The sequence below is a fragment of the Actinacidiphila yeochonensis CN732 genome (assembly GCF_000745345.1).
Lineage (GTDB): Bacteria > Actinomycetota > Actinomycetes > Streptomycetales > Streptomycetaceae > Actinacidiphila > Actinacidiphila yeochonensis.
The window spans coordinates 825,358-849,666 of the sequence record NZ_JQNR01000005.1; the positions used below are offsets into that span (position 1 = coordinate 825,358).

Annotated in this window: 14 protein-coding genes, 1 tRNA gene, 1 other RNA gene and 2 pseudogenes; 13 read left to right on the forward strand and 5 right to left on the reverse strand. The window is 69.0% G+C overall.

The window, feature by feature from the left end; all coding sequences use genetic code 11:
- Positions 1-311: 311 nt before the first annotated feature.
- A complete protein-coding gene (locus BS72_RS15375; protein WP_051951135.1) occupies positions 312-2,264 on the reverse strand; it encodes a DNA polymerase III subunit gamma and tau in 1,953 nt (650 codons plus the stop codon).
- A gap of 176 nt (positions 2,265-2,440) precedes the next feature.
- Positions 2,441-2,537: signal recognition particle sRNA small type (gene ffs, locus BS72_RS33205), an RNA gene on the reverse strand.
- A 72-nt stretch (positions 2,538-2,609) separates the two neighbouring features.
- Here ffs and BS72_RS15380 point away from each other — a divergent pair.
- The 4 genes from BS72_RS15380 to BS72_RS36535 all read left to right on the forward strand — a co-directional run bounded on the left by BS72_RS15380 (position 2,610) and on the right by BS72_RS36535 (position 4,854).
- Positions 2,610-2,697: transfer RNA gene (locus BS72_RS15380), tRNA-Ser, on the forward strand.
- 241 nt (positions 2,698-2,938) lie between these two features.
- Positions 2,939-3,739: a hypothetical protein gene (locus BS72_RS15385; RefSeq protein ID WP_157856243.1), complete on the forward strand. Its 801-nt coding sequence runs from the start codon at positions 2,939-2,941 to the stop codon at positions 3,737-3,739.
- Entirely contained in the window at positions 3,736-4,179 is a 444-nt protein-coding gene (locus BS72_RS15390) for a hypothetical protein (protein ID WP_037911132.1), read from the forward strand. The genes BS72_RS15385 and BS72_RS15390 overlap by 4 nt, the downstream gene beginning before the upstream one ends.
- Positions 4,180-4,206: 27 nt before the next feature.
- Positions 4,207-4,854 carry a hypothetical protein gene (locus tag BS72_RS36535; protein ID WP_157856244.1) on the forward strand — a complete coding sequence of 216 codons (648 nt, stop codon included), beginning with the start codon at positions 4,207-4,209 and terminating at the stop codon, positions 4,852-4,854.
- Positions 4,855-5,250: 396 nt separating this feature from the next.
- Here BS72_RS36535 and BS72_RS15395 read toward each other — a convergent pair.
- Positions 5,251-6,626: pseudogene (locus BS72_RS15395) on the reverse strand (IS1380 family transposase).
- Positions 6,627-7,003: 377 nt separating this feature from the next.
- Here BS72_RS15395 and BS72_RS36540 point away from each other — a divergent pair.
- On the forward strand, positions 7,004-11,341 hold the full coding sequence (locus tag BS72_RS36540; protein ID WP_157856245.1) for a hypothetical protein: 4,338 nt from the start codon (positions 7,004-7,006) through the stop codon (positions 11,339-11,341).
- A gap of 521 nt (positions 11,342-11,862) precedes the next feature.
- Here BS72_RS36540 and BS72_RS15410 read toward each other — a convergent pair.
- A complete protein-coding gene (locus tag BS72_RS15410) occupies positions 11,863-12,624 on the reverse strand; it encodes a DUF4365 domain-containing protein (RefSeq protein ID WP_232792416.1) in 762 nt (253 codons plus the stop codon).
- A gap of 137 nt (positions 12,625-12,761) precedes the next feature.
- Here BS72_RS15410 and BS72_RS39230 point away from each other — a divergent pair, with 137 nt between their 5' ends.
- The 8 genes and pseudogenes from BS72_RS39230 (at position 12,762) to BS72_RS15445 (ending at position 23,378) form a co-directional block, all read left to right on the forward strand.
- Positions 12,762-12,893, forward strand: a complete 132-nt coding sequence (locus BS72_RS39230) for a hypothetical protein (RefSeq protein WP_265736799.1) — start codon at positions 12,762-12,764, stop codon at positions 12,891-12,893.
- An 82-nt stretch (positions 12,894-12,975) separates the two neighbouring features.
- Positions 12,976-14,067 (forward strand): annotated as a pseudogene (locus BS72_RS15415) (IS630 family transposase).
- Positions 14,068-14,614: 547 nt separating this feature from the next.
- Positions 14,615-15,235: a phosphotransferase-like protein gene (locus BS72_RS15420; RefSeq protein ID WP_051951136.1), complete on the forward strand. Its 621-nt coding sequence runs from the start codon at positions 14,615-14,617 to the stop codon at positions 15,233-15,235.
- A 300-nt stretch (positions 15,236-15,535) separates the two neighbouring features.
- Positions 15,536-16,435 (forward strand): helix-turn-helix domain-containing protein, encoded by a 900-nt coding sequence (locus BS72_RS15425; protein ID WP_037916033.1) that lies wholly within the window; start codon positions 15,536-15,538, stop codon positions 16,433-16,435.
- A 198-nt stretch (positions 16,436-16,633) separates the two neighbouring features.
- A complete protein-coding gene (locus tag BS72_RS15430; protein WP_037911139.1) occupies positions 16,634-17,599 on the forward strand; it encodes an SMP-30/gluconolactonase/LRE family protein in 966 nt (321 codons plus the stop codon).
- 404 nt (positions 17,600-18,003) lie between these two features.
- Positions 18,004-19,398, forward strand: coding sequence for a hypothetical protein (locus BS72_RS15435; RefSeq protein ID WP_157856246.1), 1,395 nt, complete (start codon positions 18,004-18,006; stop codon positions 19,396-19,398).
- Between the two features lie 428 nt (positions 19,399-19,826).
- The gene (locus BS72_RS15440) at positions 19,827-21,065 is read left to right on the forward strand and encodes a metallophosphoesterase (RefSeq protein WP_407638978.1); all 1,239 of its coding nucleotides are present in this window, start codon (positions 19,827-19,829) and stop codon (positions 21,063-21,065) included.
- A 615-nt stretch (positions 21,066-21,680) separates the two neighbouring features.
- Positions 21,681-23,378: a choice-of-anchor P family protein gene (locus tag BS72_RS15445; protein WP_037911143.1), complete on the forward strand. Its 1,698-nt coding sequence runs from the start codon at positions 21,681-21,683 to the stop codon at positions 23,376-23,378.
- A gap of 248 nt (positions 23,379-23,626) precedes the next feature.
- Here BS72_RS15445 and BS72_RS15450 read toward each other — a convergent pair whose 3' ends face one another.
- Positions 23,627-23,908 carry a hypothetical protein gene (locus BS72_RS15450; protein ID WP_037911144.1) on the reverse strand — a complete coding sequence of 94 codons (282 nt, stop codon included), beginning with the start codon at positions 23,906-23,908 and terminating at the stop codon, positions 23,627-23,629.
- Between the last annotated feature and the right edge of the window lie 401 nt (positions 23,909-24,309).

Genomic DNA, 24,309 nt, shown 5'->3' on the forward strand with positions numbered 1-24,309 from the left:
GGCCGGGTTCCGCGCTGCCACCGGGCGTGTCGCGGTACGGAGCCGGTGCGGCCTGCGCAGACCCGTACGGGCTGCCGCCGCCCGGCCCGCCCTGGTCTGACGGGGGCATGCCTGCTCCAGCGCCGGGGGCAGGCGGTCGAGGAGCCCGGCCACCGCCGCGCGCACCTCCGTCGCCACCTGGGTCGACGAGGGTCTCGATCCGCCACGGCCTGCCGACGACGGTGCTGATCGCCTGCTTCAGCACCTCCTCGCTGTCGCCGTTGGCGAAGCTGTTGCGCGCGCCGGGGTTGTCGAAGCCGACCTGGAGGGTCTCACCGTCGAACCCGACGACCCGCGCGTTGTTGAGGAGCAGGATCCAGGTGAGGCGGCGGTGCTTGACCGCTTCGAGGATCTGCGGCCACAGCTCGCGGACCCGGGAAGGGTCGCCGATCGGGGGCCGCGCGCCCTGGGCCGCGGCGGGCTGGGCGGGCTGGGGGGCCGGCGGCGCCTGGGGGCAGGGCGGGGGCAGCCGCGGGGGCGGGCTGGGCCGCGCCGGGACCTGCTCCACCGGGACCGGCTCCAGGGGACGCGATGGTCGGCCACGCTCCAGGGCGCGCCTGCCCGGCGGGCGCCACCGGCCCGGGCGAGCCCTGGGGGACGGGCCAGGCGCCGGGACGCCCGGCCGGGGCACCGCCCGCAGCCGGTGCCCCGGCCGAACCGGCCGGCGCCTGCTCGTAGCCGTGCCCCGCCGACTCGCCCTGGCCCTGCCCTTGGCCTTGGTCTTGACCCTGGCCCTGGCCCATGTCCTGGTCCTGGCCTTGGTGGGGCTGCTGGCCACCGGAGACCGCCGGGGACTGGGGCTGGGCCGGAGGCTGGGCGTCAACGGGGGCAGCGGGAGCAGCGGGCTGGGACGGGTACTGGGCCGGAGGCGCGTATCCGCCGTCCGACGCGGGACTGCCACTCCCGGCACCGGCGCCGGAACCGGCACGGCTCAGCGCGGCCCGCGCAGCCGCCGCGCCCGTACCCGGCCCGCCGGAAGAAGACGCGGGCGGGCCGGGTACCGCGTGGTCGCCGCCGACCCCCTCGGCACCGCCGCCGTATCCGCCGGCCACCGGGACGGCACCGGAGGCGACGCCTCGCTCCAGCCGTTCCAGGCGTGCCTGGAGGGAACGCTCGTCACCGTACGCGGCCGGGAGCAGCACCCTCGCGCAGACGAGTTCGAGCTGCAGGCGGGGCGAGGTGGCGCCGCGCATCTCGGTCAGCCCGGTGTTGACGATGTCGGCGGCGCGGCTCAGCTCGGCACCCCCGAAAACCGATGCCTGGGCCCGCATCCGCTCGATGACGTCGCGGGGGGCGTCGATCAGGCCCTTCTCGGCGGCGTCCGGCACGGCGGCAAGGATGACCAGGTCACGCAGCCGCTCCAGCAGGTCGGTGACGAAGCGCCGCGGGTCGTGGCCGCCTTCCACCACCCGGTCGACGATCTCGAAGACCGCGGCGCCGTCGCCGGCCGCGAAGGCGTCGACCACGTCGTCCAGCAGGGCGGCGTCCGTGTACCCCAGCAGCGCGGTGGCCATGGCATACGTCACTCCGGCCTCGGTGGCGCCGGCCAGCAACTGGTCCATGACGGACATCGAGTCCCGCACCGAGCCCGCGCCGGCCCGTACGACCAACGGGAACACGCCGTCCTCGACCTGGATCGCCTCGCGCCCGCACACCTCGGAGAGGTAGTCGCGCAGCGTACCCGGCGGCACCAGTCGGAACGGGTAGTGGTGGGTGCGCGACCGGATCGTGCCGATGACCTTCTCGGGCTCGGTGGTCGCGAAGATGAACTTGAGGTGCTCCGGGGGCTCCTCGACCACCTTCAGCAGGGCGTTGAAGCCCGCCGAGGTGACCATGTGGGCCTCGTCGATGATGTAGATCTTGTAGCGGCTGCTCGCCGGGCCGAAGAACGCCTTCTCCCGCAGGTCGCGGGCGTCGTCCACGCCGCCGTGGGAGGCCGCGTCGATCTCGATGACGTCGATCGAGCCGGGGCCGTTGCGGGCGAGGTCCTGGCATGACTGGCACTGGCCGCAGGGGGTCGGAGTGGGCCCCTGCTCGCAGTTCAGACAGCGGGCGAGGATGCGCGCGCTGGTCGTCTTCCCGCATCCGCGCGGGCCGCTGAACAGGTACGCGTGGTTGACCCGGTTGTTGCGCAGCGCCTGCTGCAACGGGTCGGTGACGTGCTCCTGCCCGATGACCTCAGCAAAGGACTCGGGGCGGTAGCGGCGATACAGGGCGAGTGACACGGGTACGAGCCTATCCGCGCCCGCCGACACCCGGCCCCTCCCTCGCCCGCGCCCGGCCCCACCGCCGACCGCCCGCACCCCCGACCAGGTACCCTCCGCGCGCGAATCAATGCGACACAACGTCACGAACCCACTACGCGGCGACGCGACACGCCCCGCCGAAAACCACCCGGACATGCGAAGACCCCCCACGCACCCGCCAGAGCCCACCTACCCTTGCTGCCTTCCGGCCCTGGGGGAGTTCAGCGAGATAGCGCCACGTGAGGGGCTGGCGCCCACCCTACCCCAGACCCTCCCGGGGATCGAGTTCGCTCGCACCCCCCTGGACCCTGTAATGTCTCCCCCGGAGGATTCGCCTAGAGGCCTAGGGCGCACGCTTGGAAAGCGTGTTGGGGGCAACCCCTCACGAGTTCGAATCTCGTATCCTCCGCCAGTGCCTCACCGGGCACGACGTCGAAGGGCCCCACCGCTCGCGGTGGGGCCCTTCGACGTGCGTAGTTGCAGTTTCAGTTGCAGTTGCCCGGGTCAGGCCTCGGGAGGCTGCTGGTCGGACCGGGCCCGGCGCGGGTGGCTGACCTTGTCGGCGGTGCCCTGGAGCCCAGTGGCCGAGTCGCGTTCTATCGATGAACTTCCTGCTCCCATGAAGGGGGACGCCACCGAGCAGAGGGGGCTGCATGGGCACATCCACGCGCTGGGCGGGTCCGGGAGGCCGGTCAGGCATAGCCGCTGAGTGGAGCCGCGTAAGCAGACGGCTTTCCAGATGGAACAGCGACGGACCGCATGCACAGCAACTTCTCGACAAGATCCTCGATGACCACCTGGACGTACTGCACCAAACCATGCGCGAAAACCAGTCGGCCTTCGGCCTCGTGGATGCCGCGACCAAGGCCGGCTATCGCCTCGCCGACGCTATGGCGGCGCTGGCTGACGAGGGTCCAGCGGGCCTGAAAGACGCGGATGACTTCCTGACCCGTTTCACCAACGAAGTCGGCGGAGACGGCGACACGGTGACCGACGCGGCGATACGGCGGGCCGCGATGGATACCGCCGAGCGGTTACTGAAGCGGCAGAGGGCAGAAACGGGGGAAGTGGAGGCCGCGGGCGGTGGTCTCGCCGGCGACTTGCTGTGCCTGCTGTACCAGTGGTTCTTCGCCGACATCGTGACCGAGTTCCTCCGGTCGGTGATCGCCGAGAAGGTCAAGCTCGTGGCCCCGGTCCTGCCTGTCCTCGATCCAGGCGACCACATCGCTGACTGGGCCACCGACAAAGTGCTCTCCCTGGTGCCCAGCCCTTGCGAGGAGGCAGCCGAACTGGCGGAGGAGGCCAAGTTCGCGGAGTCGGCGATCGAGGATCCGGTCGGTTCACTGCCCGATATCGCCCGCCGTCTGCTCCCCGGAACGGTGGGCAAGGTGCTGGGTCTGGGGATGGAGGGCGTACTGGTACGCCAGGAAGACCCGGAGGGGGAATCTGCATGACCGCCACCCATCGTCCCTTCTTCTGGCTGGAGCCCGCCGGGTCAAAGCCGCCCGCCGGATGGCAGCACCGCAACTACTGGGAGGCGAATCATCGCGCCCCGCACTGGCAGCCTCTTCTGGCGCCTGCCCCTGCTTGGGCGGACGATCTGCACCGGATCGGCCGTGCGGTCTTCGCCGCGGACAAGCACGCTCTCCGTGACGCCGCCTTCGACCACTGGACCCGCCACATACAACTCTGCGTACCGGTCGACGCGTACGAGCGCTGGAACTCAGCCCGCCCCCTTCTCACCTCCCTGCTGCGAACCCTGACCGGTGACCACTGGGAGGTCGAATTCCGTGACTTCCACGTTGCGACCAACGTGCCCCTCACCTTCGACTCCGGCGCTGCGGAGGTCGCTCTCTTCTCCGGGGGCCTGGACTCCCTGAGCTGGGCGGCTTAGCGCGCGACTATCCCTACGTCCGAAGAGTTGCTGCTCATCACCTTCAGCGAACAGAACTTCGAGGACCTTCAGGAGGCCGCGTACGACAGCATTTACCGGCGCCGGGCCCGTCCAATTCGCCACATCACCCTGAGCCAGACCGTACACATCCAGAACAAGGAGCAGGCGGCCCTCGAACGTTCCACTCGCTCCCGTGGTTTCCTCTACGCGGCCACCGCTGTACGCGCAGCAGCCGCCGAGGGTGCACCCGTCGCGCACATCCCTGAGAACGGCCAGCTCGCCATCAATCCACCCCTGTCCCCTGGCCGAGCAGCCGCTTGCTCCACGCGCTCCGTCCACCCATGGACGCTGCACCTGCTGAACCAGCTGATAGCCGCTGTGGCCGGTGGCTCGGTCGTACAGGTCCAAAATCCGCTCGTCCACCTCACCAAGCGCCAGGTCTGCCAGTCCGCCCGCAATGTCGGCCTGAGCGCCGCCGACCTCGCCGCCAGCCTGAGCTGCGGCACACCTCCTCAGCGCCGCCCCGGCCGCCCTCCGACCTCGCCAACTGCGGTCTGTGCTACCCGTGCCTGGTGCGTCGCTCAGGCCTGCTCGGTATTGACGACACCCCGTATGGGTCAGACCCCTGGGCGCGAGGTCTCAGCTGGGACCAGTCGGAGCATTGGCGTGCCCTGAAGACCTGGCTCGACGCCCGCTACACCCTCCGTGATCTGACCGCCGACACCCCACTTCCCCCGGACACGGATCCGCACGCCACGCTGATGGTCATCACCAAGGGGCGCGAGGAATTGTCCGAATTGCGAGAAGGTGAGGTCAGGACTTGAGACCAATACCGATCTCGCCGACCTGGTCTCGGTGAGCGCCTTGTCGTCGGCCTGGACCACGATGCCGTCCAGGCCGACGACTCTAGCCTCGATCTTTCGTGGCGGTCCGTCGGTTTGCTCGGCGGACCGTTTCGCGTGTTCGGTTGGGTGGTGGGCATGCTGATGGCCCGACTGTCGCGTCGGGTGGGCGCCGGGTTCCACGGCTCCGGTCGGGATAGTGCTGCTCGCAGGGACGGGAACGTGCTGTTCAGCCGGGGTTCGGGAGGGTTTCGAGCCGTGCCAGGGCGTTGGTGATCACGTCGGTCCAGGGCCAGTGGCGTGCGAACCTCAGGTGCCGGCGGCGGGCGGTCGTGACGATCTGGGCTGCGGCGCAGAAGAGGCGGAGCCGGAGTCGGCGGGGTTCCCATCTGCGGGTTTCGCCGGTCAGGGCGAGCATGGGCATCCAGGCCAGCAGGTCCAGGGCACGTTGGACGATCTCCAGCCGGCTCTGGTTCTGCGCGGTGTCGTGCAGGGGTAGGTTGCGTAGGCCGGTGGCGCGGGCGGCTCGGATGCGGTCCTCGGCCCTGGCGCGTTGGCGGTGCCGCAGTTCCAGTGCGGCGATCGGCATGTCGGCGGTGTTGGTGGCGAACGCCGTGAGCCGCAGGCCGTCGGTGTCGGTGATCCGCAGTTGGGCGCCGGGGTGGGGCCGTTCCTTGCGGACGATCAGTCGCATCCCTTTCGGCCAGCCTTGAGGCAGTCACCGGCGATCTCGGCGACCCAGGCGCCGTCGCGGATGTCTCCGCCGGGCTCGACTGCCGGTGTCCATGCCGGGGCGGGGACCTTGAGGACGGCCTGGTGGACATGTTCGGTGATGGTCATGCCGACCGGGTACGACAGCCACCGGCCGCGCTTGGCGAGCCAGGCGACGAACTCGTGGGTTCCGCCTGCGGAGTCGGTGCGGATCAGGGTCTGGCGACCACGCCGATAGGTCTTCGGGAGTTGCGCCAGGGCGAGTTGGGTGGTGGTGATGTGGTCGGCGGCGGTGTTGCTGCCCGCGTTGCCCGCCCTGAGCAGGCCGGCCACCGGCTCCCCGCTGCCGCCGCTGCCGTGATCGACGAACCCCATCAGCGGGTGGTGGCCGAAGGTCTTCTTCCACGTCGCGGTCGCGTCCTGCTTGTCGGAGTGCACCTGGACGAGGACGCCGTCCAAGTCCACGATCACCTGCCCTGCGGCATCCGGCGCCGCCGGACCGGCCAGCTTCCACACGCGTTCACGGACCCGGGATCGCGCGGTGCGTATCGCGGTCAGGGCCTTGGGCCCTGCGACAGCAAGGGTGTCGATGAGGCCGGAGACGGTCGGGTCGCAGGCCACCGGCCCGAACACGCCCGGCTCTGCTCGCAGCATGGCGACGTCCGCGAGGCAGTCCCCGCCGAGCGCGACCGCGAGGGCCACATCCAGCAGGATCTTCCCCGGGTCGTGCACCGCCCGCGCACGTCGCCACGGCGCAAGCGCTGCCGATACCGCGGCGTCCAGACCGGACTTGCGGACTGTCTCGACCAGCAGCACCCCGCCAGCCTGCGAGACGACCCCGCGGCCACCGCCCCCGACACGAACACACCGGTAGGACCCGATACGCTTCTTCACCTGAGAAGTGCCTCCGACAGTGGCAGGAACAAGGACCTCGACAATCCTCATTCTTTCTGGTCAGAGGCACTTTTCGCTTACGCGACCATCACTCGGACAACCCGCTTCATGAAAGCCCGAGGCTAATCGGGCACGACGTCGTTGGCCCTCGCTGTTGGGGGGCCAACGACATGCCTGGTTGTAGTTGAGCGTCCGCCCTGGCACAGAGGAGTCTCCTCACGCTGTCAGGTGGCAGGTTGCCTCCATCGGACGACGGTAGTCGGGCAGCACAAGCTCCCCGGTACCATGCCGACCAATCCGCAAAGATGGCACCCAGCAGTCGCAACTCAACCTATGCTGTCTGTGGTCGATATGTCCGCAAAGATGGTGGTGCGCTGATGATTTCGAAGCGAAGCGATCGGCAGCAAAAGTCAGCGGCCCGCAAGCAGAAGGACGCCGCCGCGCCAGCAGCAAGCCTGCCCGAGCAGTTCGCAAGGCTGCGTTCAGGAGCTGCAAACGTCGCCGGAGTCACCTTTCAGGTTTCCCTCTCAGCGATGCTCCTGTCAGCCGGCCGCGCTGGAGATGTGCCAGGTCTTCCTGTGGATGCGGTGTGCCCCGAGGGGTTCGAGGACGTCGACTGCCGCCTCTCCGACGGTTCGAAACTGTTCGTGCAGAGCAAAGAGCGGGGGCCAGGCACCCAAAACATCGCTGCTTCCGAACTCGCGGAGATCTTGGCCCACGCAACCCAAACTATTCAGCTCACGGATCAAGCAGCTACGGCAGGGTCGGACTCAAAAAGCATCGGCTGGCATACCAAGAGGGATACTCAGGTTCACTCGCGTCTGGCAGTGGTCACCAACGGGAAGTTCGGCAGCTCGTTGCCGCACACAGGGTGGACCGAGACTTTGGACACCGCTCTGGCCCGTCTCCCCTCTGGCGATACAGCCCGGGTTAGTCTGCTGAAGGCGTTGGCGAGGCGCCTGTCGGAGGAGAACCTGGATCCGGCACTGGCGTCGATGGTGCTCTCGCGGACACATCTGGTCCAGGTGCACGAAGACCTCGGCCAGACCACGACTTCTCTGCTGGAAGTCGGGTTAGGTCTGCACCCGACGCTGGCCGCGCTACTGCGAAGCCGCCTGCAGTGTGACTTGGCCGACGTCGCCGCCGCGCAACGCCAGTCCGACTTCTCCGAAGCCCTAAACCGCGCTGTCAGTGATCTCGATGCGATGGCTGCGGCGCTGGGAAGAGAGATCGATGTCGAGAACCTGGAGGAGGCGGTCGCAGCGGGTGTGTGCGAACCGTTGGACTTCCTCGCGCCATCGCCGCAGGACGCTGGCGGGTTCTTCCAGGGTGTCAGCGTGCTGCCCAGCCATATCGCCGCTGGGCTGGACGTACTACGGCCGCAGGAGTCTCAGGCGGTCTTGGACGGGCTTGCCGAACGCGGACAGGCAGTTATTTCTGGCCCCAGCGGCAGCGGAAAGTCGGCCCTGCTGTGGCGGTGTGCTCGCCTGATCGAAGCTGGTCCGCGGCTGATACGAGTGCTGCGCGTGACCACATCCCAAGATGCAGAAATGCTCGTGCGTCATGTCCTACGAGCTAAGCCGTCTCGCGGGTGCCGGATGGTGGTCTGCATTGATGACCTGGGCCGGGCCCGTATGGCCGCATGGCCTGAGGCTCGTGACCGACTACTTGAGTTGCCCGGTGTCGCGATCATGGCTGCGGGGCGGCACGAGGACCTCACCCCGGGCCTGACCCGGGGCGCCGCGCTGGTAGACGCGGCGTTGACCACCAGCGCGGCTGATCAGGTTTATCAAGCGGTCCAGGCAAGCGGGTTGCCGATGGTCATGGCGCGTGAGGAGGCTGTCAGTCACGCGGACGGCTTGCTGATGGAGTTTCTTGCTCTGGTCACTACCGGAAGACGCCTGCGCGAGATCCTGGCCGAGCAGGTCGACGCGCTCGCAGACCCCCAACGACGACTCGACCGATCGGTACTGAGAGTAGTCTGCGCCGCTCACGCATTGGGCTTCGAAGTCCCCGCCGACACGCTGCCCACCGCGATGGACCAGAGTTACGACGTGTTGGATGAGGTGTTCCGTCGTTTGGTCGGCGAGCACTTGGTCACCGGCACGGATGCCAGCGGCTGGAAGGGCCTACACGATTTGCGCACCGAGGTTCTACTCGACCTCCTGCACACCAATGCACAGCCCTCTCTCACAGCGACTTACGCCACTGCAATCACGGCGCTTCCAGCGCCGGCCCGTCCCCAAGCTCTGCGCCGCGCAGCCGTGCGCGGAGCACAGGTCATCGCCCGTAGCCTGGGCCAGCTGACTGCGAAAGAGAGACTAGCCCGCATTCACTATGCGCTGCGCCCACTGGCGCAATGCATAGTCCAGCAATTGCAGCAGATAGCCGCCGGGGCGTCGGACTCCGTGGGCAATGAGGCTGTCTACACGGCCGGACTGCTGGAAGCGGCAGAACGCATTGACAGCGTCGCACACGTCTACGCAGCCCTCCCGCTGGTCGAGCGGGAACAGCCGCCCGGGGCGGACACTGCGACACTGTTGTGGATCGCCTGGTTGTCGACACAGATCAACCTCGATCTGCCGCAGTTCGAAGCTGTGGAAGCGCTCGGCAAGCAGTTGCCGATCCGGACCGAGGACGCGGCGCTCGCCGCCGGGGCGGCGCTTGGTCCCGAGTCTCTGCTCAGTCTGATCTGCGACGCGCCATTGGCCGTCGCCGTACGCTTGTGTGAGGCAGCCGAAGGGCTGATCACCTTTAGTCCCGCGCAGGCCAGCACCGTGTACAGACACTACGTCCCCGCCCTGCCAGATCCGCCCGGTAGCGGCGACAGCGTGGCTGCCGATCTGCGTGCCCAACTCACGGCATCCCTTACTGCTCTGGCCGGTCTGAGCGGAGAGAGCATTTCAGCGTCGTTCGGCGACGTGACAAAGCGCGCCATCGACGCCGTGGCCAGCGACCCGTTCGGCTGCCATGTGAAGGTCGAGTTCCTCCCCGTGGCCGAACTCGATCAGGACCCTGAAGGCCATGTTGGACCCGGAACCTACAGCAATGAATTGGCCTGCGTAGTGCATGCCGTTTCCTATGCTCGGCCCGATGGTTCACCTGCAGCTTCATCTGCATACGAGCCCGAGCCAAAAAGCGACAGGGCCTCGGAAAACGGGCAGGTCGTACTTCTGCTCCGGCGCCTGTTCGATGCATGTCCTGAGGCAGATTTGATCCACGCGGAGCTCTGGCACGCCAACAATCGTCCAAGACAGGTTGCAGGCGTAACAGAAGGCGTCAAACACATTAGGGCGGGTGTTCTGCGACGTGCCCGCACGACTAGTCGTAACGTCGCTCTCGAAGCGGCTGCCATGGAAAGTGCGGGAAGCGGGACATGGACAGAACGTTGCCGCGCTCAAGCCTTGTTGGCAACCGAGTTGCTCGAGCTGCTTGAGAAGACTCCACCACGATTGCGGCCAACGGATGCGGGCCGCGCCCGGAAGGAATGGAGTGCACGAGTCGACCGCGCCCATCAGGAGGCCATCGCCCTTCCAGGTCGTCCGGCGGAACCAGTGCGTCCCCTAGCCGCTGCAGAAGCCCTTTCCGTGGTTTATCAGGCCGCCCGAGAGGATGCGACGCTGCGCGAGGCCCCAAAGCTGGACACGGCCAAGAAAGCATTCATCAACATTGCTGCCAGTCTGCAGCAAGTCGCCCAAACGCGAGGGGTACGTGGTGCTGGAGCCAGACTCGCGGACGCCGTCCCTGATCTCCAGAAGGCCATCGACCAAGGGGCGCCAGTGCTGTCCGGGATTGGGGACACGCTGCCGACCGAGTTGATGACCTCCCTTCTGGACACAGCCAGAGTGCTGTCAGCAGTTGACGAGTCACCGGTTGCTGCGGCGCTGAGGCAGGGCACCCAAGATGCGGGTCGCCTACGCACGGCTGTGCGGGCGAGTCAGCAAGCAGTCCTGAACACAGGATTGCTTTCTGTCACAGCTCTACTCGTGACCGTAGGAGTGACTGTGACCAGCTCTGCGATCATGACTGATTGCGCACCCGCCGCCCCATGGCTCGACCGACAGTTGGCAATCAGCGTCCCGCTCGAGCAGTGGCCCGCGACCTGGGAGGCGATCCGCTGTTGGAGCGACGAGGATCGAGAAGAAGCCGGCGTCCGCTGCCGGATTGTGCTCGTACCGGTCGAAGACACTGAAGTTCTCCCGATGGGAATCAGCTTCCACAGCTTCGGGAAACCACTGCCCCTACTCGACCAACACTTGAGCGCAGTGGCCGATGCTCTAGGAATACCGCTGCGGACCAACAACACCCAAGCGGCCCTCCAAGAACCTACCGAAGGCCTGCGCTCCTACTCCTACGCCCTGGTCCGCCGTGCCAACCGCACGCCAGGTTGGGCACCCCACCCGGTCAACCTGACGTCACCGGAAAGTATCGGCGACACGTTCACCCGCGAGCATGCCGAAATTTTTACGCACGAGCAAAATATCGAAAGTCTCTCGGAAAGCGAAAAATTCCGACTGGCCGCTTTCGTAGCCCTACGGGAACTGTGCAGCATGGTTGATGAGGAAGACGGCACGAACCCAGGTCTGGCCGCAGGTTTAAGCAGTGTCGACGTGACCCGCCCGATGATTCCGGACGGCTACGCCGCTACTGCAAAACTCAACTTCGCCCTGACCGCAGCTATCGAAGCCGACCGAGGCAGTCAGCGACCGATATAGATGTAGCTAAGCGCCCGCAGGAGAGCTCCGACCAGTTGTAGTTTCAGTTGCGTTCACCCCCGTTTCAGCACGGTCCGAGCATCGACTGTATAGGCTCTCCAGTGCAGGTCAGAAGTTGACGGACTTGCGCGAACCCCCGGACGGGGAGTTGGAAAGCGTGTTGGGGGCAACCCCTCACGAGTGCGAATCTCGTATCCTCCGCCAGTGCCTCACCGGGCACGACGTCACTGGCCCCCGCTGCCCGCAGCGGGGGCCAGTGACGTTGAGGATTGCCGTTGGCCTGTCGTCGTCAAGATCACAGCCGACGCTGCAGCGTCGCCGCCCCGAAGCGGCCCGGGCCCGCGCCATCCGACTGTGGATAACCTCTGCCACCGGATTCGGGCGCTCCCGTGCCTGAACGTCACGGTGCGCGCGGGGGAATTTAACCAGCCCGTACCCGTCGCCGACCTGATCATCAAAATGCACAGGCACATCGTTCTAAAGGCATAGGAAATCCCCGCACGGACGGGAGTCAAATTTGTTCACAATGGTCGTTCGGTCGGCCGACGCCACCACCCGGTAGACTTAAAGCAGCCCAGCAACCAGTGTGCTTCCGCGTCATCCAGGATGATGTGGCCGACCGACGGAAGCGGCTGGAAACGAAGCATCTCTTCCTTGATTCGTATGGGTTCCCAATCCAAGTCGTGGTGGAGCAACACCGAGTACGGGTCACCGCGGCGCTGCCAGAAGACCATTGGTTCGAAGACCTCGTTCTCGAAGGGCTTAACGATGTCGTCCGGAGCGAATTCAACGTCAGCCATATCCGCCCATCGGCAGACCCCTTCGCGCTCCCGGGACAGGCGCCGTCGCATGGTCTGCACGAATGCTTCCAATCGGGCATCGTCCAACACAGAATCGGCGGCGACAACGATCGACCTCAGTGACTTGCGCAGCGCCTGAGCACGCCGCAGTTGACGAGTCGCGTTTGCCCAGAAAAGGCCACCGCGCTCCGGGTCGTGGACCACACAGAGGACCGGAAGACTGCCATCGCGCCAGTTCTCCGCGTGATCGCCAACTCTGACGCGATGCCCCCTTCTGGTCCGTACTGAGACCCCGCCCTTCACCTGCATGAGAACGGCGTTTTCTGTGCGTTGCCCCTCCTCGACGAAGGTGACGTGCAGGTCCTCGCCGTAATCGTTGCTGCCGTCGGTCTCTTGCACAATATGGCCGTGGCGCTCCAACAGCGCACGCACCTCGTTCACCGCCATGCGCCCGATACGCCGGCTGTCAGGCACCTTCGGCATCTAGCCCCCTCACAATGTGCGGGGAACAGATTATGGCCAGACACCGACACGGGGCCTACGTTTTCTGGAGTCGTGGCCCGGGATGTGATCCCCACGGTCACCACGATCGGCATCTTGTGGAACCCCGGCCCGGATGTTTGACCTCGCAACTCCTCCGGGTCGGAACCAGTTGGGACTGCTCGGCCGCCATCACCGACGCCAACTTCGACCCCGCCGCCGACTGGCAGGACGCGCAGTCGCGTTCCCTCACCCTTGAGCAGAGTCCATGACATCGCAGGTCAGACATGAGGTGGACAGCGCCCGGCTAGCGTTCTGAGTCTTGAGTTCTGCTCATAAATGTAGAGTGGGGTGGTGGCACGGACGGGTCGGCCGAAGGTCGAGTTGTTGTCGGATGATGAGCGGGCTGCCCTGGATGGGTGGGTGCGGCGTCGTTCGACGCCGCAGGCGTGGGCTTTGCGGTGCCGGATCATCCTGGGCCTGTGCAGCGGGTGCGTCGAACAAGGACGTGGCGGCGGAGGTGGGTTCGACGCCGCATGCGGTGGGGCGGTGGCGGGCCCAGTTCGTGGAGCGCCGGATCGCCGGCCTGGGTGACATGCCCAGATCGGGCGGCCCGCGCACGGTCACTGATGAGCAGGTGGCCGAACTGGTCGCCAAGACCTTGGAGCGCACTCCGAGGGATGCGACGCACTGGTCGACGCGGTCGATGGCAGAGGAGACCGGGTTGTCGCAGTCGACGGTGTCGCGGATCTGGCGGGCCTTCGGCCTGATGCCCCACCGCAGTGAGACGTTCAAGCTGTCGACCGATCCGTACTTCGTCGACAAGGTCCACGACGTCGTCGGCCTGTATCTGGACCCGCCTGAGAGGGCGCTGGTGTTCTGCGTGGACGAGAAGTCGCAGATCCAGGCTCTCTGGACCGTTCCCAGCCCGTGCTGCCGATGATGCCCGGCGTTCCCGAGCGCCAGACCGCGGATTACGTCCGGCACGGAACCACCACCTTGTTCGCGGCCCTGGAAGTCGCCACGGGGAGGGTCATCGGGTCCCTGCACGGCCGGCACCGGGCCGAGGAGTTCAAGAAGTTCCTGGTCAAGCTCGACAAGGAGGTGCCGGCGAACCTTCAAGTGCACCTGGTCCTGGACAACTACGCCACCCACAAGACCCCTGCGATCAAGACCTGGCTGCTGGCGCACCCCCGCTTCCACCTGCACTTCACCCCGACCGGTTCCTCCTGGCTGAACCTGGTCGAGCGATGGTTCGCCGAGCTGACCAACAAGCAGATACGGCGAGGCGTCCACAAGTCCGTCCACGCCCTGGAAGCCGACATCCGAACCTGGATCGCCACCTGGAACACCGACCCCAAGCCCTACATCTGGACCAAGACCGCCGACGACATCCTCGAACACCTCGCCGGATATCTGAAGCGAATTCCCGACTCAGAACACTAGTTGCAGTTCCAGTTGCGTTCAGCGCCGTTCAGCCAGGTCCGGCCCACGGCTGCACGCCCCTTCTACCGCAGGTCAGGACCCGGACGGACCCCGCCGAACCCCGGGACGAACAGTTGGAAAGCGTGTTGGGGGCAACCCCTCACGAGTTCGCATCTCGTATCCTCCGCCAGTGCCTCACCGGGCACGACGTCGAAGGGCCCCACCGTTCGCGGTGGGGCCCTTCGACGTTGGAGGTCGGACGCTTCGCCGGCGTTCGACCTGAGGTGGGCGAACCAGCATTTGCCTGGCCCGTCAGGGCACGGCTGCGCCCATCGGGCCCTCCACCAGGGCTGCGACGTTCTGGCAGAGTGCCGTCCATGGCTGTCTCCGAGACAACGCGCGAGATCATTTGGGCTGAGGCCGCCGGGCCGGGTGCGATCTGCCGGTCTGAAGACTCCCTCGTCGCCCGTGGACACCACAGCGGATCCGGCTGTGTCTCGACCGATCACCAGATCTTTGACGTCGCAGCGACATGGTGAGTCACGTCGATCGAGGCAGGGGGAGCACGATGCCCGCGTGCATCGTCATCAACGGCCCATCCTCCGCAGGCAAGTCGACGCTCGCTCGGTACTTGCAGGACGTCGCCCGGTGTCCCCTTCTCCGGTTCGGTGTGGACGAGCTCTACCGGATGGTGCCATCGGCCTGGTCCGGTGGTGAACAAGACGCACGGCATCGCGAGGCCGGGTTCCGGTATGTCGACCACGGCTTTTCTGCGGACGGATACGCTCTGCGCGGGATCTCCAACGGGGCCGACGCGCTGATGATGCTGCGCGCGATGAACGCAGCGGTCGTCGCGATGCTTGAGGAAGGTGTCAGCGTGGTCGTGGACGGCCAGGCCTTCGAGCCGGCCATTACCCACGACCTGCAGCGCCGGCTCGACGCAGCCGCCGGACGAGGCGAGGCGAGCGTGACCTACGTACAACTCGGGGCCCGCAGCGATGTTCTGTCCGACCGGAACGCACGGCACGCCCACCCCTCCCGCATCGGGGTCCACCAAGCCGCCCTGCCGGTACAGAACGCGCGGGTCGACCTGGTGCTCGACACCTCCGATCTCTCCACGTCAGAGGTCCAGGACCGTGTCGTCGCTCTCCTTGCGAGCCGTTCGCCCATCTTCGGAAGCGCACTTTGACGACCCACGACCTGTGTGGAGTCCGCGTAGCGCTCTCTCCGTGCTCCAGCAGTACTAGGCCGCCCCGGTGAGGCCGCCCCGGTTGCGAGGTCGCGGTGGTGTCAAAGCTCGTGGCCTCCGCGGAGGCCCTACCAGGTGGTGTGGTGGCAGGACTTCCCGGGTCGCTTCGGTGGATCTGCCGGGCCCGCTCCGCTCGCCTTCCCGGTGGAGAGCCGTACCCGGCGTTGGAGAGCCGTACCCGGCGTTGCCTATCCCTGATTGGGGCAGGCTATGCGCTCGGGGCGGGCACACACTTGGCTCATGACCGCGAAATCGCCCCTCGGGGACTTCCTGCACACACGGCGCTCCCAACTGCGTCCGGAGGATGTCGGGGTGGCCACCTACGGGGAGCGCCGGCGGGTGCCGGGGCTTCGCCGCGAGGAGCTCGCGCTGCTGGCGGGGGTGAGCGCCTCGTACTACACGCGGCTGGAGCAGGGGGAGTCGCTGAGCGCGTCCGCTGAGGTACTGGACGCGCTCGCCGGGGCGCTGCTGATGGACGAGTCCGAGCGGCGGTACCTGCACGACGTGGCCGCCGCGGGCAGGCAGCGCATCCGAGGCCAGCGGCCCGCGCCGGAGCGGGTGTCGGAGCCGACCCGCCAGTTGCTGGACGTGATGGGGGATGTTCCGGCGCTCGTTCTGGGCCGTCGCAGCGATGTGCTGGCGTGGAACCGGCTGGGTCACGCGTTGTTCGCCGGGCACCTGGACCCGGGCTCCCCGGACCGGCCCGGGGAGCGTCCCAACATGGCCAGGCTGGTGTTCCTCGACTCCCACGTGCGTGAGTTGTACGCGGACTGGCCGGACAAGGCCAGGGCGGTGGTCGGGAGTCTGCGCCTGGTGGCCGGCCGGAATCCGGAGGACACGGCACTGCACGCGCTGGTGGGCGAGTTGTCCGCGAAGAGCGGGGAGTTCGCGGCCATGTGGGCCGACCACCGGATCAAGGCGTGCGGCGTCGCCACCTACCAGATGCGTCATCCGCTGGTCGGTTCACTGACCGTCACGCAGCAGACCCTGAGCAACGGTCCGGGCCCAGCCGTCGTGGTCGCCACCACGGCACCGGACTCGTCCTCGCGGGCTGCGCTGGCCCTGCTCACCCAGGCCGTCGCGCGGTCCGGTGCTTCCGCCGAGCCGCTACGGACACGCTCCCGCGTCAACCAGGGCTGACCCGCGCGGGACGAAACCGCATCGCACAGCGCACGGCGCACTCAGCACGACGGCGCGGCCGACGAGGGCCCGCCGAGGTTCCAGGGGGCGACGCCGCCGCTCCACGGGAACCCCTCCGTCCAAGACCCCACATGCGTCAGCGTGCCGCCGCCGCATGCCCGAAACATGCCCCGAAATATCCCGAAACAGGAGAAACTCATGTCCAAGAAGCTTTTCCGGTCCGCCGTGACGGCGGGCATCCTGGTCGCGGCCGCCGCTTCGGCGCTCCTTCCCACCACGGCCTCGGCCGTCTCGGCGCCCCTGACCCGAGCGCGGATCGCCGAGCACTTCGATCTGGACAAGGGGCAGAAGCCGGAGAACATCGCCATGGCGCCGAACGGCGACGCGTACGTCACCTTCGCCTCGGGCCGACAGGTCGCCAGGATCTCCCCCACGGGCGCCGTCCGTATCCTCGCCACCCTGCCGATGCCCGCCGACGGCGGTGTCCACACCCCGGTCATGGGCTTCCCGCTGACCGTCGGGATCGTACGGGCCGACGACGGCACGCTGTACTTCCTGTACGCCACCGGCACCGCCGACCTCACCGGCGTGTGGCGGCTGCGCCCCGGCGGCCGTCCGCAGCGGATCGCCGCGCTGCCCGCGAACGGCCTGCCCAACGGTCTCGCCCTGGACCAGCGTTCCGGCACCCTCTATGTCACCGACTCCGCACTCGGCACCGTCTGGCGCGTCCCGGCCGCCGGCGGCACCCCCACCGCTTGGTCCACCGCCCCCGAACTGGCCTCCACCGGCTTCCTCGGCGCCAACGGCGTGAAGGTCCACAACGGTGCCGTCTGGGCCACCAACCTCGACAGGGGCACCGTTCTGCGCATCCCCGTCCTCCCCGACGGGCGCGCCGGCGCGGTCCGGACCGAGGCCACCGGCCTGACCGGGATCGACGACTTCGCCTTCACCGGCCACGGCGACCAGATGCTGGCCGCGCTCAACGGCCCGAGCGAGGTCGCGCTCGTCCAGCCCGACGGCAGCCACTCCATCGTCCTGACCTCGGCCGACGGCCTGCAGAACCCCACGTCCGTCGCCCTGCGCGGCGACACCGTCTACGTCCTGAGCGCCGCCTACGTCACCGGCCAGGACCCGAACCTGCTCCTCGCCCACCTCGACAGGTAATACGCGCCACCCGCCTCCGGCTGCTCAGCTGGGCCGCCGACAACAAAGCCCTCATGCTGCCTGCCCACTTCAGCGGCCGCTCCGCCCTGGAGGTCGAGGACACCGGCAACGGCTTCGCGGTCAAGCAGTGGGATCCGTTCCCCCGCTGCTTGACCGCGGCCCCCGGCACGACGCCGTCGCCCTTAGGGACGGTGGCGCGCCGGGGAAGCCGACCGGGAGCGCTGACGTGTGTTCAACCTGTCGTACCGGTGCGGCAACCGGAACGGTTCACGGGATGAGGACAGCACCCCGGCCGTGCGGCGGAATCCGGCGGACGGTGGCGAGCCGACCCACTGTCAGACCCCGTCCCTAGGATCTGATCACGCATCCGACGGAGATGCCGAGCACGTTGGGGGATGGAACAAGTGGAACTGCGTTTGGCGCGCCGTGCCGTGGCGGTGGCCGCGGTCTTGGGCGCATCGGTGGGGCTCACCCTGGCTCTGGGGGCGCCGGCCCAGGCCGACACTCCGGTGGTGACGCTGGAGCAGCCGGCTCCGGCGGCGGTCGCCCCGGCCGGCACGACGGGGACGGCGGACACGGTCCAGCCGTACTTCGACTTCCGTACGACGGGTCCGCTGGACAACGTCGAGGCCACGTTGACGATCGACGCGACGCAGCTCGCGACGATCGCCCACGTGACCTTCTCGGACAACTGCACCGTGACGCAGTACGTGGCCACGTGCGACGAGTGGCTCTACGACCCGCAGGGGTCGAGCTCCACCGTCGGCGCCGGGACCCAGATGACGATCGAGGCGCTGCCGGGCGCCACCGTGGGGTCGGCCGCCGACTACACGGTGAGCGGGACCTCCGACGGTGCGACGATCGTCGGTGCGCAGGGATCGGTGGAGATCGGTGGCCCGGCCTACAGCCAGGGGCAGCCGAAGAACCTCACGGGCCTCGCCGTGGGTTCGGTCGTCACCGTTCCGGCACGGTTCACCAACATCGGCGACCGGCCGGCGGACTCCACGCAGGTGCTGCTGATGGCGTCGCCGGGGCTGGGCTTCACGAAGCACTACGCCAACTGCGAGTACAGCACGGACGACAGCTCGACGGAGGTGGAGGAGGCGCTGTGCACGATCCCTGGCCAGGTGCTGCCCGGGGAGCGGGCCGCGGTGAGCCCGGCGCCCCGGGTGCGGGTCGAGTCGAGCGCGTACTACACGTACCTGGACACGATGATCGCGCCGACCGGTGACGCCGGCATACGGTCGACGACGGCCAGCCGTCAGTGGACGCAGGGCACGGGTGACGAGCTGACGCTGAAGGTCATCACGCCCGGCACCGCGACGGACGCGCCCTCCGGCACCGTGGCGCTGGCCATGACCGGGGAGCACTCCGACTACCGTTCCGCCAGCCTCCAGGCGGACAACACCGCCGACTTCGCGGTCACCGGCGACAGCGCGACGGCCGCCCAGGGCGACACCGTGACGATGCACTTCAGCATGGCGAACAACGGCCCCGCCACCATCTTCTACCGCAGCGGCGACACCATGGCGGTCACCGCCAGCATCCCGCCCGGCACCCACGTGGTGAGCAGCTCCAGCAACTGCAGGAGGACGTCCGGCAGCGCGTACACCTGCTACGGAGCCAGCATCATCACACCGGCCGGCACGGTCGCTGACTTCTCCATCACTCTGCAGGTGGACCAGGTCATCCCGGGCGCGCAGGGCTCGGTCGCGATGGCGTGGAGCCCCGACGGCAGCTACCGTCCGCCGTTCGACACGGACGCGTCGGACGACTCGGCCGCACTGACCCTCAACTGATCCCCTGATCCCCTGATCTCCCCTGGTCCGCTTCTGATCCGCTTCTGATCTGCTCCGGAGCCGCTCCTGGCCCGTTCTGATCCCTTCACACATCCGGTCGGCCTCCAGCTGTGGAGGCCGACCGGGACGGGCCCAGGGCCTGGTCCGGCACGGGTGGTCCGGTCCGGCACGGGTGGTCCGGTCCGGCACGAGTGGCCCAGTCGGGCACGGGTGGCCGAGCCGGTGCAGAGGAGCCGTTGCCGAGCCGCTGCTGGCGCCGGGCGGCCCTCTCCACCGCCGGGTGCCGGATGATGGGGACCGACGGTGGGGCAACGGATGTGAGGGGCGGCGCGGTGGCGGAGAGTGAATCCATTCGGTCGGAGTCGGATGTCCCGTCGGCCCGGCCTGCCGGCGGGAGGCCGGAGAGCGTCGTGGCCGACGCTCGGCCCGTGGCGGCAGCCGAGGCCGAGGGCGGGGGCGAAAGCGCGACGGAGGCCGAGGGCGGTACCGGGGCCGAGGACGGAGGTGTGCCGCCTCGGCGGTCACTGCGCCGGCTGCTGGGCGGGAGTGTGTTCTTCCTCGTCCTGGCGCTGCTGTTCTTCCTGCCCTGGTGGACGCTGTTCGCCTCCGGGGCAGGCTGGCCGCTGCCGGTCTTCGTGGCCGGCACGGCCGTCTTCGCCTGCGGGCTGGTCTCCTTCCCCCTCCTGATGGCCGCGGGCCACGGACAGCGGCGGAACGACCGGGCCGCCCGTGTCGCGGACAGCACCCTCGGGGTCGTCTGGGTGCTCTTCACCTGGTCGGTGCTGGGCGGCCTGGCGCACCTCGTGCTGATCGGGCTCGGCGTCGGCGGGGGCGACCGGGCCAGGACCGTCGCCGCGGCCGTCGCCGCGGTCTCCGCCGTACTGCTGGCCTGGGGCCACCACGAAGCCATGCGCGTGCCCCGGGTGAAGCGGCTGGACGTCCGGATGCCGCGGCTCGGCGGCGGGCTGGACGGGACCCGTGTCGTCATCCTGGCCGACACCCACTACGGGCCGATCGACCGGGCCGGCTGGTCGGCGCGGGTCGCCGAGGCGGTCAACGCGCTCGACGCGGATGTCGTGGTCCACGCCGGCGACATCGCCGACGGCACCCCCGTCCAGCGCCGCGAGCAGTCCGCGCCGCTCGGGTCGATCGGGTCCCGGCTGGCGAAGGTCTACGTCACGGGGAACCACGAGTACTTCGGGGAGGCCCAGGGCTGGCTGGACCGGATGGCGGAGCTGGGCTGGGAACCGCTGCACAACCGCCATGTCGTGGTGGAGCGCGGCGGTGACTCCCTCGTCCTCGCGGGTGTGGACGACGTGACCGCGGAGTCCTCCGGCCTGGCCGGGCACCGCGCGAACCTGGTCGGCGCGCTCGCCGGAGCGGACCCGGACCAGCCGGTGCTGCTCGTGGCGCACCAGCCCAAGTACGTCGGGCAGGCCGCGTCCGCCGGCATCGACCTGCAGGTCTCCGGGCACACCCACGGCGGGCAGATCTGGCCGTTCAACTTCCTCGTCCGGATCGACCAGCCGGTGGTGCACGGCCTGAGCCGGCACGGTGAGCGGACGCAGCTCTACACCAGCCGGGGCACCGGCTTCTGGGGGCCGCCCTTCCGGGTCTTCGCTCCGAGCGAGATCACACTGATCACCCTGCGGTCGGGCGGCGAGTAGGGCCCCGCGCCCGGTCAGCACGAGCCGCCTGGTCCGTCCGCCCCGTCGGCCCCGGTCAGCACGAGCCGCCCGGTCCGTCCGCCCCGTCCGCCCGGTCCGCACGAGCCGCCCGGTCCGTCCGCCCCGTCCGCCCGGTCCGCACGAGCCGCCCGGTCCGTCCGCCCCGTCGGCCCCGGTCCGCACGAGCCGCCCGGTCTGTCCGCCCCGTCCGCCCGGTCCGCACGAGCCGCCGTCAAACCTTCCCGGCCGCACGGCCTCGGCGGCGCCAGGGGCTTGTGGCAGTACGCACCGGCTTGTGCGGCGCGCGTACCCGTCCGTGCACCGACCGGAGCGCCGCGCGCCGATGTGCGCACCGCCGACGGCCGTGGACAGTGGCCGGAGAGGTCCGTCGCGCCACCACGGCGTGCCCTGCCCGCGACGCGATGCGGACCGCATACCGGCACATCCGCATGGAGGGGGCTCTGGATGAGGGGCTTCGGCACGGGAGACACCGGCACAGCGAGGACCCGTACGACGAGGACCGGCGCCACGTCACGGGGCGGGAGCGGCAGGCGGGTCGCCGGCCGGGAGGAGGGACGGTGGCGACACCGGACGGAAGGGCGGTGGCGGCGCCGGGTGGCCGCGGGGCTGCTGGGCGTCACCGTGCTCGCCGCCGGATCGCTGGCCGGGATCGGGCCGGCCGAGGCGAACGCGCCCGGCCATCCCGGCACGCCGAGCGCGCCGGCGGCGGTGTTCACCGAGGACTTCGAGAGCGGCCAGGGCGCGGCGGTGACCTCGCTCCCCGACTACACCGGTGCCGCGCCGTCGGCCGAGACCTACACGGCCGACCCGGCGTGGCTGACCTCCTGCAACGGCCTGCTCGTCTCCGAGCAGGCCCCCGACACTCCGCCGGCCGGCTTCAGCTGCGCCGGCTACTGGGCCCCGAACAAGCAGATGGCCGCCGCGCTGGGCACCTGGGCGGGCGGCGACGCGTCCACCAACCACGCGCTCACCGCCTACACCGCGGGCAATCCGGGCGCCGGGCGGACCGAGTTGCAGACCGTACGGCCGATCCCGCTGAGCGCGGACCACCGCTTCCTCACCTTCTCGGTGGACGCGGCGGCCCAGAACTGCTTCACCAACCACCCCTTGCTGGACTTCTACCTGCTCGACGGCGACACCGCGCGGGCCGCGTCCAGTTCCCCCATCGACCCGTGCCAGCACCCCGGCCAGGTCATCGGCGGCACCTCGGTGGGCACCTACGCGAGCGACGGCTCGGTGCTGTTCACCGGCGACTCGGCCGGCATCCGGCTCGTCAACGAGCAGGCCAGCGGCAACGGCAACGACGGCGCCATCGACAACGTGCGGCTGCTGGACGCCACTCCGCAGCTCGACCAGGGCTTCGCACCGGCCGAACTGCCGGTGGGCGCGCCCACCACGCTGACCTTCACGATCACCAACACCAGCGAGTTGGCCGCCAAGGACGGCTGGTCCTTCACCGCGCGGCTGCCCGCCGGCCTGCGGCTCGACGGCGGCAGCGCAGCCACCAGCTGCGGCTCCGGCACGGCCACCGCGGACGCCGCGGACGGCTCGGTGACCGTGCACGGCGACCTGGCCGCCGGGCAGCAGGACTGCACCGCCACCGTCAGGCTCACCTCCGTCAACGGCGGCACGTACCAGGTGTGCGGCTCGGCGATCTCCGACCCGGTCGGCCTCGACCTGCCCGGCTGTACCTCGGTGACCTTCACCGCGCCCGTCTTCGACGCACGCTCCCACGGCGTACGGCTCTCCGCGCCGCTGCTCGGCGTCGGCCCGCTGCCCGTGTCCGCCCACTCCTGCACGCCGCTGCCGGGGTACGACAGCCACTCCGTGCTCAGCGCCGGGCTCGGCACCGTCGGCGGCCTCGGCGCGCTGGCCACGGACGCCTCCGGCACGGTCGGTGACGACGGAACCCGTACCGCCGCGGCCCACGCCCGGATCACCGGGGTCAACCTGCTCGGCGGCCTGATCACCGCCGACCTCCTCGGCACCTCCGCCCAGGCGCGGCAGCCGCTCACCGGCACCGGACCGGGCGCGATCACCCTGACCGGCGCGACCGCGGTGACCAACCTCCGCGTCGCCGGGGTGGCCGTCTCCGCAGACGCCGCGCCGAACACCACCATCGCGCTGCCGCTGGTCGGCTCGCTGGTCGTCAACCAGCAGACCCCGGTGGCCGGAGGCAAGGGTGTCACCGTCACCGCGCTCTCGCTGACCCTCCTCACCGGCGTCCGCGTCACCATCGCCCAGAGCACGGCGGCTCTGCTCACCGCCTCCGACGCCTGTCCCGCTTCCTGACCCCTGCCCGCCCCTCTCGCACGACGTCGAAAGGTCCCAGGAGCCCAAGAGGCTCGAAGTGGGGCCCTTCGGCGCGGTAGGCGGCGCGGTAGCGCGGTAGGCGCCTTCGATGCGCTCATCGCGTTCGACGTGTGTGAAGCCGGACAGGCCGGCCGACGGCCGCACCAGCAAGGTTCCGTGGCGTGCCGCGCCGTCAACGCCGTTTGCCACTGCACCCTTTCACTCCGCCGTCCGACCCCGGCGGAGGCTTACTGCTTCGGCTGTCCCTGCTGCAGCCATGTGAGATAGGCGCGGCTCTGGTCGGAGCAGATGTAGCGGACCGCGACCGTCGTGATCGAGATGCTGTCCATGAGGCTGAAACCCCACAGCTGGTCGGGAACAGGATGCCCGTCGAGCTTGTGCTTGTTCGCCCGCCAGTTGCCGCACGTCTCCTGGGCGGCCAGCACCACGTCGGCTCGGGAGTGCTTCGTCAGGATGTCGGGTGCGACGAAGTCCAGTGCCTTGAAGAACGTGGTCGTGTCCTCGGTCACCTGCGGCGAGGCTGACGGCGAAGCGGACGCCGCAGCAGACGCCGAAGCAGACAGCGGGGTGTACGGGGAGGCGGACGGCGAGGCCGAGCGGGGCGGCGACGAGGACGGGTTCGCCCGTTGCGCCGAAGGGTGGGCGTCATGCCCTCCGCCGCCGCAGGCGGAGAGCCCTGTCAGCGCGCCCATCAGAATCGTGGCAGTGGCCAGCTCGCGTCTTCGCGGCCGTGCGCGTCCTCTGTTCAACATGCTTGCTCCCTTTGTCCGGGCGGAAGGCGGGCTTCGCTGGAAGGACAACGCCACGTCCACGTCGCGGCGTTGACTCGGACGGCTGGGCGTGGCGCGAAAGTACCGAAGGGCGTCGGCCGGAGGGGCCGGAGGGGCGTGGGCGCCTGTCATCCGACGCG